Origin of the sequence: Cryobacterium adonitolivorans (assembly GCF_004402695.1) — a bacterium.
Taxonomy (GTDB): Bacteria; Actinomycetota; Actinomycetes; order Actinomycetales; family Microbacteriaceae; genus Cryobacterium; species Cryobacterium adonitolivorans.
Map to the genome: position 1 here is coordinate 170016 of NZ_SOFL01000036.1, position 15817 is coordinate 185832.

Below are 15817 nucleotides of genomic sequence, written 5' to 3' on the forward strand. Positions count from 1 at the left end.
GTGCCATGGCTCCCGATGAGTACCCCGGCAATCAATCCCCCGGCAATCCCTTCGCGATTCCGGGCAGCGAGGCGCCCGTCGTGGGTGTCTTCGACGTGGGCGGCTGCCGGCTGTACGCCGAGGTGCGCACGGCTGCGTCACCGCCGGGTCGGGCACTGCTCATCATCGGCGCCGCCAGCGACGACGCCGAGATGTTCCGCCCAATCGCCGAGCGGCTGGCCGCCGTCACCAGATTCACCGTGGTCACCTACGATCCCCGCGGCACCCGGCGAAGCGGCCGAAACGGCTGGCCGTGCGATTCGGCCCGTCACGCCGACGATGCCGCCACCCTGCTACACAGGCTGGGACTCGTGCCCGCCGCGGTCTTCGGCGCCAGCGCCGGCGGCATCGTGGCGCTACAGCTCGCATTGCTGCATCCGTCACTCGTTCGCCAGGTCCTCGTCTACGAGCCGGGGTATTTCCGGCTCACGGAAGCCGGGAGCGCGCTGCTCACCCGCGGGACCGATGCCGCGCGCAAGCACCTGGTCAGCCACCCGCAGGACTGGACCGGAGCCATGACCCGGGTGGCGACAGAGGCGGCCCCCGGCCTGCTTGACGCACCAACGGGGCTCGAGTGGTACACCGAACGCGGTGCCGCCCTGGCCGAGAACTTTCTCCGCGACGACCTGCCGCGCACCGGGGAGAGCATCCCAGGGGAAGCCCTGGCCGCCTCGGACGCCGACATCCGGTTCGTGTTCGGCGCCGACTCCGCGCCGGCATTCCGGGAGATCGCCCAGGAGTTGACCCGACTGCGACGAAGACCCGGCAGCGACGATCCGGGCGAGCCGGACCGGATCGCCGGTGCCGGCCATGTCGCCTACTTCACGCCGGAGCCGGTCGCCGGCTATATCCGTCGCCGGCTCGCCGGCTGACGGTTCCGGCACACCGAAGGGGCCAGTCGAGACGACTGGCCCCTTCGGTGAAACGGGCACGCGTTAGCGGGCGGCTTCGCCGTCGACGTAGTCGTCGTCGTTCGAGGCGTTCCAGGCGAACAGCTTGCGCAGCTCGCGGCCGGTGGCCTCGATCGGGTGCTCTTCGCCCTTCTTGCGCAGGGCGAGGAACTCGGGAGCTCCGGCGTCCTGGTCGTTGATGAAACGCTCGGCGAACGCACCGTTCTGGATGTCGGCGAGAACGGCCTTCATGTTCTCCTTGACGCTCGGGTCGATGACGCGCGGGCCGGAGACGTAGTCGCCGTACTCGGCGGTGTCGGAGACGCTCCAACGCTGTTTGGCAATGCCGCCCTCCCACATCAGGTCCACGATGAGCTTGAGCTCGTGCAGCACCTCGAAGTAGGCGACCTGCGGCTGGTAGCCGGCCTCGGTGAGAACCTCGAAGCCGTACTGGATCAGCTGCGATGCGCCACCGCAGAGAACGGCCTGCTCGCCGAACAGGTCGGTCTCGGTCTCTTCGGTGAAGGTGGTCTTGATGCCGGCGGCGCGCAGGCCACCGATCGCCTTGGCGTAACTGAGGGTCAGCGGCCAGGCGTTGCCAGAGGCATCCTTCTCGACGGCGACGATGACGGGAACACCACGGCCGGCTTCGAATTCGCGGCGCACGGTGTGACCAGGGCCTTTGGGCGCGACCATGACCACGTCGACGCCCGCGGGCGCCTCGATGTAGCCGAAGCGGATGTTGAAGCCGTGGCCGAAGACCAGGGCTTTGCCGTCAGCGAGATTGGGGAGGATGTCGTCCTTGTACAGGTGACGCTGCACCTGGTCGGGCGCGAGGACCACGATGACGTCGGCCCAGGCGGATGCCTCGGCGGCGCTCTTGACGGTGAAGCCGACCTCTTCGGCCTTGGCGCGAGACTTCGAGCCCTCCTTGAGTCCGATGACGACCTCGACGCCGGAGTCGCGCAGGTTCTGCGCGTGGGCGTGGCCCTGCGAGCCATAGCCGATGACGGCGACCTTCTTGCCCTGGATCAGGGACAGGTCGGCGTCTTTGTCGTAGAAGATTTCAGACAATGTGGTGTTCTCCTTGTTTGTTGAGACGTGGGTCGAGGGTCGAGCTTGTCGAGACCTCGAGACCCGGTGAGTTAGTTTTTGAAGACACGTTCTGTGATCGACTTGGATCCCCGACCAATGGCGAGGAGGCCCGATTGGGCGATCTCCTTGATGCCGTAGGGCTCGAGCACCCGCAGGAACGCCTGGGTCTTGCCGGAGTCGCCGGTCACCTCGATGACGACGGCGTCCGTGGACACGTCGACGACGCGGGCACGGAACAGGGTGACCGCCTCGAGGACCTGGGAGCGGGTGGTGTTGTCCGCCCGTACCTTGACGAGCAGGTGCTCGCGCTGGACCGACTGGCTCGGGTCGAGCTCGACGATCTTGATGACGTTGATCAGCTTGTTGAGCTGCTTGGTCACCTGCTCCAGCGGGGCGTCTTCGACGTCGACGAGGATCGTGATACGCGACAGTCCGGGGATCTCGCTGTGGCCGACGGCGAGGCTCTCGATGTTGAAGCCGCGCCGGGCGAACAGGCCCGCGACGCGGGTCAGCAGGCCGGGCTTGTCCTCGACGAGGAGGCTGAGAACGTGGGTACTCATGGTTACTCCTCTTCCCAGGTGGGGGCGTGGTCCTTGGCGTACTGCACAAAGCTGTTGCTGACACCCTGCGGCACCATCGGCCACACCATGGCGTCGCGGCTGACGATGAAGTCGATCACGACCGGGCGGTCGTTGGTGGCCAGCGCGAGCTTGATCGCGTCGTCGACCTGGTCGGCGCTGGTGACGCGGATGCCCAGGGCGCCGTAGGCGTCGGCCATCTTCACGAAGTCGGGCACCATCGCGGTGCCGTGACCGGTGTTGAGGTCGGTGAAGGAATGCCGGCCGTCGTAGAACAGCGACTGCCACTGGCGCACCATGCCGAGCGACGAGTTGTTGATGATCGCCACCTTGATCGGGATGTTGTTGATCGTGCAGGTGGCCAGTTCCTGGTTGGTCATCTGGAAGCAGCCGTCACCGTCGATGGACCAGACCACCCGGTCGGGTTCGGCGACCTTGGCGCCCATGGCCGCGGGCACGGAGTAGCCCATGGTGCCGGCGCCGCCGGAGTTGAGCCAGGAGTTCGGGCGCTCGTACTTGATGAACTGCGCGGCCCACATCTGGTGCTGGCCGACGCCCGCGGCGTAGACGCCCTCCGGCCCGGTGAGCTCGCCAATGCGCTTGATCACGTACTGCGGGGCGAGCAGGCCGTCGGCCGGTTCGCTGTAGCCCAGCGGGAACTTCTCACGCAGGCCGTTGAGGTAGGTCCACCACTCGGTGATGTCGGGGGTCGTCGTGGTGATCGCCTCGCGGTAGGCCACGGCGAGATCGGCGATCACGTCCTTGGCGTCGCCCACGATGGGCACGTCGGCGGCGCGGATCTTGCCGATCTCGGCCGGGTCCACATCCACGTGCACGATGGTCGCGTTCGGCGCGAACTCGGACGCCTTGCCGGTGACCCTGTCGTCGAAGCGGGCGCCGAGCGCGATGATGAGGTCGGATTCCTGCAGCGCCAGCACGGCAGCGACGGTGCCGTGCATGCCGGGCATTCCCAGGTGCTGCTGGTGGGAGTCCGGGAACGCGCCGCGGGCCATCAGCGTGGTGACGATGGGCGTGCCGGTCAGTTCGGCCAGCTCGAGCAGTTCGGGGGACGCCTTGGCGCGGATGACGCCGCCGCCGACGTAGAAGACGGGCTTGCTGGCGCCGGCGAGCAGCGCCGCCGCGGCCTGCACCTGCTTGCCGTGCGCCTTGGTGATCGGCCGGTAGCCGGGCAGGTCGAGCTTGGGCGGCCAGATGAACGGTGCCTTCATCTGCTGGGCGTCCTTGGTGATGTCCACCAGCACCGGGCCGGGGCGCCCGGTGTTGCAGATCAGGAACGCCGAGGCAATGGCCGCGGGAATGTCTTCGGGCCGCTTCACCAGGAAGGAGTGCTTGGTGATCGGCATGGTGATGCCGACGATGTCGGCCTCCTGGAAGGCATCAGTGCCCATCAGCGTCGAGAACACCTGGCCGGTGATCGCCAGCAGCGGCACCGAGTCCATGTAGGCGTCGGCGATGGCCGTGACCAGGTTGGTCGCGCCGGGACCGGAGGTGGCGATGGCCACCCCGACCCGGTTGCTCGAGGACGCGTAGCCCTCTGCGGCGTGGCCGGCGCCCTGTTCGTGGCGCACCAGGATGTGGCGGATGTCGTCCTGGTTCATCAGCTCGTCGTAGAGCGGGATGACGGCGCCGCCGGGCAGCCCGAAGACGTCGGTGACGCCGAGCAGCTTGAGCGTGCGCAGGATCGCGCCGGAGCCGGTGAGGATTTCAGGCGTTCCTGACGCAGTGTCGGCCGCCGTAGCGGACGGCGCGCCGGGAGTCGGGGCGAATGGCACGGGCGAAGGTTCCGTGGTCATGAGAGCAAATCCCTAAGTCGGTGACGGATGGTGTCGATTAGCCCGTGGTCGCACCCAGGGCCGCGGACTGCACGAGCTTGGAGTACTTGGCGAGGACGCCACGGGTGTATCGGGGAGGAAGTGGAGCCCAGCCTTCTCGGCGGGCGGCCAGCTCGGCTGGGTCGACCAGTAGGTCAAGCGTGCGAGCTGCGATATCGACCCGTATCAGATCACCATCGCGCACGAAGGCGATCGGACCTGCGTCCACCGCTTCGGGTGCTATATGGCCGATACACAGTCCGGTTGTGCCGCCTGAGAATCGACCATCAGTCAATAGTAGTACATCGGCTCCGAGCCCCGCGCCCTTGATGGCCGCGGTGATCGAGAGCATCTCGCGCATGCCGGGGCCGCCCTTGGGGCCCTCGTAGCGGATGACGACGACGTCGCCCGTGAGGATCTCCCCCGCGGTGAGGGCGTCCATGGCCGCGCGCTCGCGCTCGAAGACCCGGGCGGGACCCTCGAAGATGTCGCTGTCGAAGCCGGCGGTCTTGACGACGGCGCCCTCGGGGGCGATGGAGCCCTTGAGGATGGTGATGCCACCTGAGGCGTGGATCGGGTTGTCCAGGGTGCGCAGGACCTTGCCGTCGAGCTCGGGTGGGTCGATCTCGGCGAGGTTCTCGGCCACGGTCTTGCCGGTTACGGTGAGGGCGTCGCCGTGGATGAGGCCGGCCTCGAGCAGCGCGCGCATCACGACGGGCACGCCGCCGTGACGGTCGACGTCGTTCATGACGTACTGTCCGAACGGCTTGAGGTCGCCGATGTGCGGCACCTTGTCGCCGATGCGGTTGAAGTCGTCGAGGGTGAGTTCGACCTCGGCCTCCTGGGCGATGGCGAGCAGGTGCAGCACCACGTTGGTGGAGCCGCCGAAGGCCATGGCCACGGCGATGGCGTTCTCGAACGCCTTCTTGGTGAGGATGTCGCGGGCGGTGATGCCCAGGCGCAGCAAGTTGACGACGGCCTCGCCTGAGCGGTGTGCGTAGTAGTCGCGGCGACGGTCGGCGGAGGCGGGCGAGGCGGAGCCGGGCAGGCTCATGCCGAGGGCCTCGGCCACGCTGGCCATGGTGTTGGCGGTGTACATTCCACCGCAGGCACCCTCGCCGGGTGCGAAGGCGCACTCGATGCGCTTGGCGTCTTCGACGCTCATGCGGCCGGCCTTAACCGCGCCGACGGCCTCGAACGAGTCGATGATGGTGATGTCTTTTTCGGTGCCGTCGGACAGCTTCACCCAGCCGGGTGCGATGGACCCGGCGTAGAGGAAGACACTGGCGAGGTCCAGTCGGGCGGCGGCCATGAGCATCCCGGGCAGCGACTTGTCGCAGCCGGCCAGCAGCACGGAGCCGTCGAGGCGTTCGGCCTGCATGACGACCTCGACGGAGTCAGCGATGACCTCACGGGAGACCAGCGAGAAGTGCATACCCTCGTGGCCCATCGAGATGCCGTCGGAGACCGAGATGGTGCCGAACTGCAGCGGGTAGCCGCCACCGGAGTGCACGCCCTCCTTAGACGCCTGCGCGAGGCGGTCCAGGGACAGGTTGCACGGGGTGATCTCGTTCCACGAGCTGGCGATGCCGATCTGGGGCTTGTCCCAGTCCGCGTCGCCCATTCCCACCGCGCGGAGCATGCCGCGGGAAGTGGTGGCCTCGATGCCATCGGTGACGTCGCGGCTACGGGGCTTCATATCGAACTCAGGCATGCACAGAGTCTAGAACGTCGCGGGCGGCCGGTTGGCACGCCCGTGACGCACGGGACCTGCTGGTTACGCCTGGCTTGCGCCGCGGAAGTCGGCCAGGAGCGCCAGCACCTGGGTGACCTCCTTCGGGCCCCGCACCCGGTAGCCGGCCAGGGTCGCGCCCGGTCCGATCTTGAGTCCGAGGTCGCTCTCGCCCAGCACCGTGAAGGCGTCCTCGTCGGTGACATCGTCGCCGGCGTAGAGCACCCTGTCAGCGCCGGTGTGCACCCGCAGGCGTTCGAGGGCGTCGCCCTTGGTGCTGGAACGCACCGAGAACTCGAGCACGTTCTTACCCTCGCGCACGGTCAGCGCCGGCAGCAGCTCGGCCAGCTGGTTGCGGGCTTCACGCTGCACGGCCTGGCCGTCCTGGGCGGTGGCCAGGCGGGTGTGCAAGGCCAGGCCGGCCGGCTTCTGCTCGAGCCACGTGCCGAACACCGGCCCGGAGATTCGCTCGAGCACCCGGGCAAGGGTGTCGAGCTGCTCGAGTTCTGCGGGTACCAGACCCAATTCGATGCCGTTGTCGTCCAGCTGCACCTCGATGCCATGCGACCCGGTGAGCAGCACCTCGCTCTGCGGTTCGGCCACGTGCTTCAGGCTCACCAGGGCCCGCCCTGACACGAACGCGACACGAACGCCCGGCAGGTCGAGCAGTCGCTGCACCACGTCACGGGTGCCGTCGACGGCGCGGGCCTCTTCGGGTTCGTCGACGTGCGGCGCCAAGGTGCCGTCGAAGTCGAGTGCCACCAGGATGGTGTCGGCCGAGCTGATGTCCTTCAGCGCAGACACGAGGTTCTCCGGCACACCGCTGGGCACGGCGGCCCCGCCGGTGAGGGTCTGCAGGAACGCGGCGGACCAGGTGGCCACGTCGTTGTCGAAGACCTTGCGGCGCAGCGCCCGCATCCGCCGGGTGCGTTCGCGCTTGGGCATGGTCATGGCCTTCATGATCGAGGCCTTCATGCCGTCGATGTCGTGCGGGTTGATCAGCACGGCTTGCTTGAGCTCGTCGGCGGCGCCGGCGAATTCGCTGAGCACGAGCACGCCGTCGCCGTCGTAGCGCACCGCCACGTACTCCTTGGCGACGAGGTTCATGCCGTCGCGGAGTGCCGTCACAAGCATCACGTCGGCGGCCAGGTAGAGCGCCACCATTTCCTCCCGCGGGTAGCCGTGGTGGTGGTAGCTGATGGCGGTGTGGCTGATGGTGGAGTAGTCGCCGTTGACGCGGCCGACGGCGAGTTCGATCTCGTCGCGCAGCTGCATGTAGGTGGCGACCCGCTCACGGGACGGGCTGGCGACCTGCACCAGGGTGACGTCTTCAACGCTGAGCGTGCCGTCGGCGAGGAGTTCGCCGAAGGCCTTGATGCGGTGGCCGATGCCCTTGGTGTAGTCCAGGCGGTCCACGCCGAGCATGATCGTCTTGGGATTGCCGAGGTCCTCGCGGATCTGGCGGGCGCGTTCCTGGATCTCGGGCCGCTTGGCCATCTCTTCGTAAGCTTCGGCGTCGATCGAGATCGGGAAGTGCTTGGCGATCACCCGGCGGTGCTGGCCGTTCTGGCTGGGCACGTCAACGGCCACGCCGCGGGTGGAGTAACCGAACAGGCGACGCACGGCGCGGGAGAAGTTGCCCGCATCCGCGAGACGCTGGAAGCCGATCAGGTCGGCGCCGAGCAGGCCGTCGAGGATCTGCTTGCGCCAGGGCAACTGGGCGAAGATCCCATAGGGCGGGAACGGGATGTGATTGAAGAAGCCGATCACGAGGTCGGGGCGGGCGTCGCGCAGCATCCGCGGCACCAGCTGCAGCTGGTAGTCGTGCACCCAGACCGTGGCACCGGGCGCTGCCGATGCTGCAGCCGCGGTCGCGAAGCGTCGGTTGACCTGCACGTAGGCCTCCCACCATTCACGGTGGTAGCTGGGCGAGGCGATCACGTCGTGGTACAGCGGCCACAGGGTGTCGTTGGAGAATCCCTCGTAGTAGAGCTCGAGGTCCTCGGTGCTCAACCGCACGGGCACGATCGAGATGCCGTCGTTCTCAAAAGGTTCGAATTCGCGGTCGGCAACGCCCGGCCAGCCCACCCACGCGCCGTCGGAGGCGCGCATCATCGGTTCGAGCGCGGTGACCAGTCCGCCGGGCGAGGTGCGCCAGCTTTCGGTGCCGTCCTCGTCGAGTTCGTAGTCGACCGGAAGCCGGTTGGAGACCACGACCAGGTCGAAATGACCGGGCGCGACAGAATCGGGACCGGGCTCTGCGCCGACCTCTCCGGTGGTGTCGGGTGCGGTGGTATCTGGTGCGGTTTCGATGACTCGTCCGTTCCGGCGCCCGCCTCTGCGGTGCACCTGGCTGCACCCCGAGGTTACCAGCGAAGACTATGCTGACGCCGTGATTCGCATCGGCATGAGCTCCACCTGCGTCTACCCGCTGTCGTTGGAGGACTCGTTCAGGTTGGCGAGACAGGCCGGGTACGACGGCGTCGAGATCATGGTCACCCGCGACGAGGCCTCCCAGGACGCGGCGGTACTGTCGGCCCTGTCCGAGCGGTACGGCCTGCCGATCTTCTCCATCCACGCCCCGGTGCTGTTGCTCACTCATTTCGTCTGGGGCCGGGACCCCCGGGTGAAGCTGGAGAGGTCCGCTGAGCTCGCCGGGCAGGTCGGCGCATCGACGGTAGTGGTGCATCCGCCGTTTCGCTGGCAGGCCGGCTATGCGGAGGACTTTCTCGATATCGTGCGCGAGTTGGGCGCAAGCACCGGACTCCAGATCGCCGTGGAGAACATGTTCCCGTGGAAGATCGGCGGGCGCGGAGTCAAGGCGTACTCCCCAGGCTGGGACACCACGGTGATGGACTGCGCTGCGGTGACCCTCGACTTCTCCCACTGCGCGCTGAGCGGTCAGGACAGCCTGGCCATGGCCACGGCGCTGGGTGAGCGGCTGCGCCACGTGCACCTCTGCGACGGTTCAGGCTCCCTCGAGGAGGGCCGGGTCTTCGACGAACACCTGCTGCCCGGCCACGGCACCGAGCCGGTGGCCGAGGTGCTGCACAACCTCGCCGCCGTGAACTGGGACGGCACCATCGTGGCCGAGGTGAACACCCGCACCGCCCGCACCGAGGCTGAGCGCCTGGCCATGCTCACCGAAACCCTCGCCTTCGCCCGCAATCACACCCGTCCCCACCCCCGCGAGCCGTGAGAAAAGCACCAAACCCCGGAGGTTTTTGGGGCTTTTCTCACAGCTCGCGGGGTTGATCGACGCTATCCCCGCTAGCGTGTAACCAGGAGGAACACATGCGAAAGTTCTTGTTCAACACCGCAATGATCAGCGTCGTGGTCGGCGGCTGGCACATTCTGCAGGCCACCCGGAACGGTCCACGGGACTGGCGCCTCGTGCTCACGTGGATCGGCTGGGGACTGAGTGTCGCGGTCGCCGTCGGCAACGTCGTGAAGGATGCCGACGAGAAATCCGTGCCGGGCGCCACGGCAGCGAGAGTTAATTAGCGGGCATCCCCCCGCCAGTCCCCGTTCTGCGGCGTGTCCCCCGTGATTTCGGGGTAGAGAAGGCGAAACTGGTCTTCTCGCGTAGTTAGTAGAAAGGGGCTCACGATGTTCGGTCGTCGACGTCGCACCGCACCCGTCATCCAGGCCCCGGTTGCTCCCGCTCCGGCAGAGCTCAGCCGCGCCGAGGTCTTCGAACACCTTCACTCCGCGCTGGCGGATCTCGTCGGCGCCGACGGAGCCTGGACTCTGGTCCCCCGCCAGGCCGATGACACTGACGTGATCTTCCACGGGCTCAAGGCCCACCAGATCGCCGACGCGCTCACAGAGCTCCTGGCCACTGAGACGATGCGCCTGCGCACCGACACCCCGGCAGCGCCCCGGAACATCGCGGAGCCGCGCACCGACACCCCCGTTGACGGCATCACGGCCGTCAGAACCGGCGCCCTCCTCGTGTCCTCGGGTGCGGAACCGACCGCTTTGCCCTGGAACCCGGCGCCAATTTCGGTGTGGGCCGAACCGGCGTCCGGCGCCCGCACCGGATCGGCCACGGTCAGTCGCCTCGTCGCTTAGTCGGCTCCAAGCACAACTCTGCACGCGTCGCTGTGTGAGGATGTCTGAATGGCGCTGCACATCGAGGACTATGCACTGATCAGCGACTGCCATTCCGCAGCTCTGGTGGGCCGCGACGGCAGCATCGACTGGCTGTGTCTGCCCCGTTATGACTCCGCGTCCATGTTCGGCGCCCTCCTAGGCTCCGAAGAGCAGGGCCGCTGGCTGCTGGCTCCCGCCAACCCGACGGCCACGTGCACCCGGTCCTACCTGGGTGAGAGCTTCATCCTCTCCACGGTCTGGACGACGACGACCGGGACCGTGGAAGTGGTCGATTTCATGCCTCACGGCGACGGCCGCGCCGACGTCGTGCGCACCGTGCGCGGACTCAGCGGACACGTCGAGATGATGCAGGACCTGCGCTTGCGGTTCGGCTACGGAGCCACAGTGCCCTGGGTGCGGCAGCTTCGCCACGAGCATTCCCCCGGACTCATCGCTGTCGCCGGCCCCGACGCCGTCGTGCTGCGCGGGCCCGCTCTGCACGCCTCCGACCACCGGCACGAGGCCCGCTTTACTGTTGCGGCGGCCGATAGTGTCTCCATCCAACTCACCTGGTACCCCTCGCACCTACCTTTTCCGCAGGCCCTGAACATTCCGCAGGTCTATAGCGAAACCTTGGCCTGGTGGGCCGCCTGGGCGGACAGCTGCACCCATGACGGACCATTCCGCGCCGCCGTCGTGCGTTCGCTGCTGGTGCTGCGCGCCCTCACCCACGAGACGACCGGCGGCATCGTCGCGGCGGCCACCACCTCGCTTCCCGAACTCATCGGCGGCGCCCGCAACTGGGACTACCGATACGTATGGCTCCGCGATGCGTCGCTCACCCTCGAGGTGCTGCTCTCCCACGGCTACGAGGCCGAAGCCGAAGCCTGGCGGGGCTGGCTGTTGCGGGCGATCGCCGGGGACCCCAACGACCTGCAGATCATGTACGGCCTGGCCGGCGAACGCTACCTGCTCGAGCGTGAACTGAACAGCCTGCCCGGCTATCGCGGGTCTGCGCCTGTGCGGGTGGGTAACGGCGCCGTCAGCCAGTTCCAGTCCGACGCTGTCGGCGGCGTGATGATCGCCCTGCATGAAGCCCGCGGCGCTGGGGTGGACGAAACCGAGTTTTCCTGGCCGCTGCAGCTGTCACTGATGACCTACCTCGAAGCGAACTGGCGTCGGCCCGATCAGGGCATCTGGGAGATGCGCGGACCCGCGCGGGAATTCACTCACTCCCGGGTGATGGTGTGGGCCGCCTTCGACAGGGCGGTGCGGGGCGTGACCGAGTACGGCCTGCCCGGACCGGTTGACCGCTGGCGGCGCATCCGCGATCAGGTGCGGAGCGAGATCGAGGAGCGCGGCTACAACGCGGCACGCGGCTGCTACACGCAGTATTTCGACGGCGAAGGGGTCGACGCGTCACTCCTCGTGCTCTCCCAGGTGGGCTTCTGCGACGCCACGGATGCGCGCATGCTCGGCACCGTGCGCGCCATCGAGGCCGATCTGCTGCGAGACGGCCTCGTGCTGCGCTACACGACGCATCCGGAACTCGACGGCCTCGACGCCGGCGAGCATCCGTTCCTGGCGTGCTCGTTCTGGCTGGTCGAACAGTACGCGGCGTCCGGCCGCGTCGACGATGCGCTGGCGCTGATGACCCGGCTGGTCGGCCTCTCCAACGACGTCGGACTGCTCTCCGAGGAATACGACGTGACAACGGGGCATCACGCCGGGAACACCCCTCAGGCGCTCACCCACCTGGCCCTGGTGCGCGCGGCCGACGCCATCGTCGTGGCCGAGGACCGACGGGTCGGATCACGTCGATTTGCTCCCGCGGTTCCGGGTGACCGCGCCGTAGATGAGCAGCACGACGATCGACCCGAGAATGGCGATCACCCAGGTGCGCAGGTCGAAGAAGGACCCCATGTCGACACCGAAGATCAGGCCGGCCAACCAACCGCCCAGCAACGCGCCGACCACTCCGAGCAACAGGGTCACGAACCAGCCGCCACCCTGCGTTCCGGGCAGGATCAGCTTGGCTAGGGCACCGGCCAGCAGGCCGAGCAGGAGAAAACCGAAGAAACCCATGAGAACTGCCTTCCGTGTCCCGACCCCGGTGAATGTGCCGGCCGGCTGCGACGATCATAGAGCCGCACCGGTTCGACGGATAGGCATGCCGGTGGCGGCCGGGATCCGGCCCGGTCGCCGCAGCCCGGCCCCGGCGACCAGCGTTCGGTCCGATTCTTTGTAGGTATTCCACTGCGGCGCCCCGCCGGGGAATCCTAGATTGAAGATCATGACAGCCCCCACCCTCACCGCTCGCCTCAGCGTGCGCGACCTCGCGCAGATCGCCATTTTCGCCGCCCTCATCGCCGCCCTCGGCTTCCCCGGCGCGCTTTCGCTGGGCGCCAGCACCGTACCGATCACCTTCCAGACCCTCGGCGTGATGCTGGCCGGTGCGATCCTCGGCGCGCGCAAGGGCTTCCTGGCCGTCTTGTTGCTGCTGGCTCTCACGGCCGCCGGCCTTCCGCTGCTCTCGGGTGGGCGCGGTGGCCTGGTCTGGTTCACCACCTCCCCCTCAGCCGGCTACCCCTACGGGTGGTTGCTGGGCGTCATCGTGATCGGTGCCCTCACCGCCTGGCTGCTGCCGCGGTACCCGTTCTGGCCCGCGCTGGGCGCCACCGTGCTCGGCGGAATCGTGGTCGTCTACCTGATCGGGGTGCCGGTCACCGCCATCAACCTGGGCCTGCCGCTGTGGGCCGCCGCCGTCGACAGCGCGAAGTTCCTACCCGGCGACCTGGTCAAGGTGGTCGTGACGGTGCTCGTCGCCAAGCAGGTGCACCGGGCGTACCCGGGCCTGATCACACCGCGTCGCGCCGCCCCCGTTTCCCTGCCCGTCGACACCCGGGCGTGAGCGTGAGCGCGACCGGCATCCGTTTCGAGGGCGTCTCGCACGGCTTCGACGACCAGCCGGTGCTGCGCGGCATCGACCTGCACCTCACCGAACGCCGGATCGGCATCGTCGGCGCCAACGGCAGCGGCAAGTCCACACTGGCGCGCATGATCAACGGCCTGGTCACCCCGACCCACGGCACCGTCACGGTCAACGGCCTCGACGTGCGCCGGCAGGCCAAACTCGTCCGGCGCGAGGTGGGCTTCATCTTCACCAACCCCGACAACCAGATCGTGATGCCCACGGTGCAGGAGGATGTGGCCTTCACACTGCGGCGGCGGGGCCTGGACGCCGCTGAGATAGCGGCGCGCACCGCTGCCGCACTGGACCGCTTCGGTCTGACCACCCTGGCCGACCGCCCCGCGCACCGGCTGTCCGGCGGCCAGAAACAGCTGCTGGCCCTGGCCGCGGTTCTGGTGGCCGGGCCCAGCATCGTGGTGGCCGACGAGCCCACCACCCTGCTGGATGCCCGCAACACCCGCCTGATCACCGGGCTGCTGGTCTCGCTGACGCAGCAGGTGATCGTGGTGACCCATGACCTGGACGTGCTGGACGGCTTCGACAGGGTGATCGTGATCGACGAGGGCCGGGTCGTCGCCGACGACGTGCCCGCCGTCGCCCTGAGCGCGTACCTGAGCCGGCTCTCATGACCGGCCCGGCATGATCGGGCTGTACCGGCCGGGGACCTCGCTGCTGCACCGCGCGCCGGCCGTGCTCAAGCTGGCCGTGCTCGCCGTCGCCATGGTGCTGGTCGGCCTGGTGGCCGACCCGCTGGTGCTCGCGATCGAACTCGGGGCCGTGGTCGCCCTGTACGCGCTGGCCGGCATCCCTCCCACGGCGGCCTGGCCGCAGATCGGTCCGATCCTGTGGATCCTGGTCTTCGCCGTGCCGGTGCAGGTTCTGGTCGCCGGCGGTTCGGCGGCGGGCTGGACCACGGCCGGGCTGATGGCCGGCCGACTGCTGGTGGCGGTGGCCCTCGCCGCGCTCTTCACCCTCACCACCACGGTCACCGCGGTGCTCGAGGCGTTCCAGCTCCTGCTGCGGCCGTTCCGGCGCTGGGTGGACGCCGACAGGGTGGGGCTGCTCGTAGCCCTGACCATCCGCTGCATCCCGTTGGTGGCGGAGATCGTGCGGGAGGTGCTCGACGCCCGGCGGGCCCGCGGCGCGCAGGGATCCGTCATCGCCCTGGCCGTCCCGGTCGTCGTACGCTCGTTGTACGCCGCCGATGCGATCGGAGAGGCCCTCGCCGCACGCGGATTGGACGACTGACATGACCGCACGCACCCGTCTGCGCACTCGCGTCAGATTCGCCGGCTGGAGCGCACTCACGGCGCTCGCCCTCGGGATCGTGGCCTTCCTCACCTGGACCCAGCTCGTGATGCCAGCCGACCGCGCGGCCGCGCAGGCGGTGTTCGACAACCCCGCCGTCACGGTGACCGACACGGATGTCTCCGTGGTGATCGCCCCTGCCGCGGAACGCTCCATGGCCGGCCTGGTCTTTATTCCCGGCGCCAAGGTCGATCCGTACGCGTACCTGGCCACACTGTCCCCCACCGTGGCGGCAACCGGGATGACAGTGGTCATCACCAAACCGGTGCTGAACCTCGCGTTTTTCGACCAGCGCCCATTGGATACGTTCACGGCCACCGCGCCCGATGTGGCCAGCTGGTTCATCGGCGGCCATTCGCTCGGCGGCGTGCGCGCCTGCATGTATGCGCAGGACAACGAGGTCGCGGGTCTGGTGTTGTTGGGCAGTTACTGCGCGTCGGCCGTCGACGAGGAGCAGTCCGTGCTGAGCATCAGCGGCAGCGAGGACGGGCTCAGCACCCCGGCCACGATCGACGACGCCGCTGACCTGCTGCCCGCGGACACGACGTTCGTGCGGATCGAGGGCGCGAACCACGCCTCCTTCGGAGCGTACGGCGCCCAGCCCGGCGACGGTGAGGCCACGCTCACCCCGGCGCAATCGGAGCAGGCCATCACCGGGGCGCTCTCCACCTTCACGGCGCTGCGCGCTCCGCAGTCGGAGTGACTCTGCAGCCTGAGTGACCGGCGGGACGTCCTGCTCTTGTCGGCCGCCTGGGCCGGGGCCACTATGACTCGTGTCGGCCACCGTCGCCACAACCCAGGAGGACTCTTGCACGCACTCGTCGTCTACGACACCAACTACGGCAGCACCCGTACCATCGCCGAGGTGATCGCTACCGAGCTGGGCCAGGGAACAACCACCCTCAGCGTCACCGACATCACCGAGGCCAGCCTCGACGGCGTGGATGTCCTCGTGGTGGGGTGCCCCATCAACGGCTGGAAGCCGACCGATCGGATGCGCCGGTTCCTGCACACCCTCAAGCCGGGCTCCCTCACCGGCGTGCGGGCCGCCGCGTTCGATACCCGCATCAAGCTGTTCATCCACGGGGATGCCGCGGGCAAGATCTCGCACGCCCTGCACGCCGCCGGGGCCACCATCGTGGCCAAGCCGCACGGCTTCGTCGTCGACGGAACCGAGGGCCCGCTGGCCGCGGGCGAGACCGGCAAGGCCGGGGCGTGGGCGGCGTTCATCGGCGCCGAACTGCGCACGAGCGCCTGACCGGATAGACGAAAACGGC

The 15817-nt window shown here is 68.3% G+C and carries 15 protein-coding genes and 1 pseudogene; 10 read left to right on the forward strand and 6 right to left on the reverse strand.

The window, feature by feature from the left end:
• Window positions 1–5: 5 nt before the first annotated feature.
• Window positions 6–911 (forward strand): alpha/beta fold hydrolase, encoded by a 906-nt coding sequence (locus E3O42_RS11625; protein WP_134454081.1) that lies wholly within the window; start codon window positions 6–8, stop codon window positions 909–911.
• Between the two features lie 63 nt (window positions 912–974).
• On the opposite strand, the gene ilvC is transcribed toward E3O42_RS11625, so the two are convergent.
• From ilvC to E3O42_RS11650, 5 genes are all read right to left on the reverse strand, one after another.
• The gene (gene ilvC / locus E3O42_RS11630; protein WP_134454082.1) at window positions 975–2003 is read right to left on the reverse strand and encodes a ketol-acid reductoisomerase; all 1029 of its coding nucleotides are present in this window, start codon (window positions 2001–2003) and stop codon (window positions 975–977) included.
• 71 nt (window positions 2004–2074) lie between these two features.
• Window positions 2075–2584, reverse strand: coding sequence for an acetolactate synthase small subunit (gene ilvN, locus E3O42_RS11635; RefSeq protein ID WP_088456661.1), 510 nt, complete (start codon window positions 2582–2584; stop codon window positions 2075–2077).
• Window positions 2585–2586: 2 nt separating this feature from the next.
• A complete protein-coding gene (locus tag E3O42_RS11640; protein ID WP_134454083.1) occupies window positions 2587–4416 on the reverse strand; it encodes an acetolactate synthase large subunit in 1830 nt (609 codons plus the stop codon).
• A gap of 37 nt (window positions 4417–4453) precedes the next feature.
• Window positions 4454–6148, reverse strand: a complete 1695-nt coding sequence (gene ilvD / locus E3O42_RS11645; RefSeq protein WP_134454084.1) for a dihydroxy-acid dehydratase — start codon at window positions 6146–6148, stop codon at window positions 4454–4456.
• Between the two features lie 63 nt (window positions 6149–6211).
• Window positions 6212–8479: a bifunctional alpha,alpha-trehalose-phosphate synthase (UDP-forming)/trehalose-phosphatase gene (locus E3O42_RS11650; RefSeq protein WP_134454136.1), complete on the reverse strand. Its 2268-nt coding sequence runs from the start codon at window positions 8477–8479 to the stop codon at window positions 6212–6214.
• Between the two features lie 79 nt (window positions 8480–8558).
• On the opposite strand from E3O42_RS11650, the gene E3O42_RS11655 reads away from it, so the two are divergent.
• The 4 genes and pseudogenes from E3O42_RS11655 to E3O42_RS11670 form a co-directional block, all read left to right on the forward strand.
• On the forward strand, window positions 8559–9365 hold the full coding sequence (locus E3O42_RS11655) for a sugar phosphate isomerase/epimerase family protein (protein WP_134454085.1): 807 nt from the start codon (window positions 8559–8561) through the stop codon (window positions 9363–9365).
• Between the two features lie 95 nt (window positions 9366–9460).
• Window positions 9461–9670 (forward strand): hypothetical protein, encoded by a 210-nt coding sequence (locus tag E3O42_RS11660; RefSeq protein ID WP_134454086.1) that lies wholly within the window; start codon window positions 9461–9463, stop codon window positions 9668–9670.
• Window positions 9671–9775: 105 nt separating this feature from the next.
• A complete protein-coding gene (locus tag E3O42_RS11665; protein ID WP_134454087.1) occupies window positions 9776–10240 on the forward strand; it encodes a hypothetical protein in 465 nt (154 codons plus the stop codon).
• A 48-nt stretch (window positions 10241–10288) separates the two neighbouring features.
• Window positions 10289–12046 (forward strand): annotated as a pseudogene (locus E3O42_RS11670) (glycoside hydrolase family 15 protein); the annotation flags it as partial.
• A 27-nt stretch (window positions 12047–12073) separates the two neighbouring features.
• Here the strand turns inward: E3O42_RS11670 and E3O42_RS11675 are convergent.
• Window positions 12074–12346: a GlsB/YeaQ/YmgE family stress response membrane protein gene (locus E3O42_RS11675; protein WP_134454088.1), complete on the reverse strand. Its 273-nt coding sequence runs from the start codon at window positions 12344–12346 to the stop codon at window positions 12074–12076.
• A gap of 208 nt (window positions 12347–12554) precedes the next feature.
• Here E3O42_RS11675 and E3O42_RS11680 point away from each other — a divergent pair, with 208 nt between their 5' ends.
• The 5 genes from E3O42_RS11680 (at window position 12555) to E3O42_RS11700 (ending at window position 15798) form a co-directional block, all read left to right on the forward strand.
• Window positions 12555–13172 carry a biotin transporter BioY gene (locus E3O42_RS11680; RefSeq protein WP_134454089.1) on the forward strand — a complete coding sequence of 206 codons (618 nt, stop codon included), beginning with the start codon at window positions 12555–12557 and terminating at the stop codon, window positions 13170–13172.
• A complete protein-coding gene (locus E3O42_RS11685; RefSeq protein ID WP_134454090.1) occupies window positions 13169–13861 on the forward strand; it encodes an energy-coupling factor ABC transporter ATP-binding protein in 693 nt (230 codons plus the stop codon). Before E3O42_RS11680 ends, E3O42_RS11685 begins: the two co-directional genes overlap by 4 nt.
• 10 nt (window positions 13862–13871) lie before the next feature.
• The gene (locus E3O42_RS11690) at window positions 13872–14480 is read left to right on the forward strand and encodes an energy-coupling factor transporter transmembrane component T family protein (protein ID WP_134454091.1); all 609 of its coding nucleotides are present in this window, start codon (window positions 13872–13874) and stop codon (window positions 14478–14480) included.
• A gap of 1 nt (window position 14481) precedes the next feature.
• On the forward strand, window positions 14482–15243 hold the full coding sequence (locus tag E3O42_RS11695; protein ID WP_134454092.1) for an alpha/beta hydrolase: 762 nt from the start codon (window positions 14482–14484) through the stop codon (window positions 15241–15243).
• Between the two features lie 105 nt (window positions 15244–15348).
• On the forward strand, window positions 15349–15798 hold the full coding sequence (locus tag E3O42_RS11700; protein ID WP_134454093.1) for a flavodoxin family protein: 450 nt from the start codon (window positions 15349–15351) through the stop codon (window positions 15796–15798).
• Window positions 15799–15817: the final 19 nt, after the last annotated feature.

Bases quoted from the DNA above. Each gene is read 5' to 3' on its own strand.
- E3O42_RS11625 (WP_134454081.1), top strand. From the start codon at position 6: ATGGCTCCCGATGAGTACCCCGGCAATCAATCCCCCGGCAATCCCTTC.
- ilvN (WP_088456661.1), bottom strand. From the start codon at position 2,584: ATGAGTACCCACGTTCTCAGCCTCCTCGTCGAGGACAAGCCCGGCCTG.
- E3O42_RS11640 (WP_134454083.1), bottom strand. From the start codon at position 4,416: ATGACCACGGAACCTTCGCCCGTGCCATTCGCCCCGACTCCCGGCGCG.
- ilvD (WP_134454084.1), bottom strand. From the start codon at position 6,148: ATGCCTGAGTTCGATATGAAGCCCCGTAGCCGCGACGTCACCGATGGC.
- E3O42_RS11660 (WP_134454086.1), top strand. From the start codon at position 9,461: ATGCGAAAGTTCTTGTTCAACACCGCAATGATCAGCGTCGTGGTCGGC.
- E3O42_RS11665 (WP_134454087.1), top strand. From the start codon at position 9,776: ATGTTCGGTCGTCGACGTCGCACCGCACCCGTCATCCAGGCCCCGGTT.
- E3O42_RS11675 (WP_134454088.1), bottom strand. From the start codon at position 12,346: ATGGGTTTCTTCGGTTTTCTCCTGCTCGGCCTGCTGGCCGGTGCCCTA.
- E3O42_RS11680 (WP_134454089.1), top strand. From the start codon at position 12,555: ATGACAGCCCCCACCCTCACCGCTCGCCTCAGCGTGCGCGACCTCGCG.
- E3O42_RS11690 (WP_134454091.1), top strand. From the start codon at position 13,872: ATGATCGGGCTGTACCGGCCGGGGACCTCGCTGCTGCACCGCGCGCCG.
- E3O42_RS11695 (WP_134454092.1), top strand. From the start codon at position 14,482: ATGACCGCACGCACCCGTCTGCGCACTCGCGTCAGATTCGCCGGCTGG.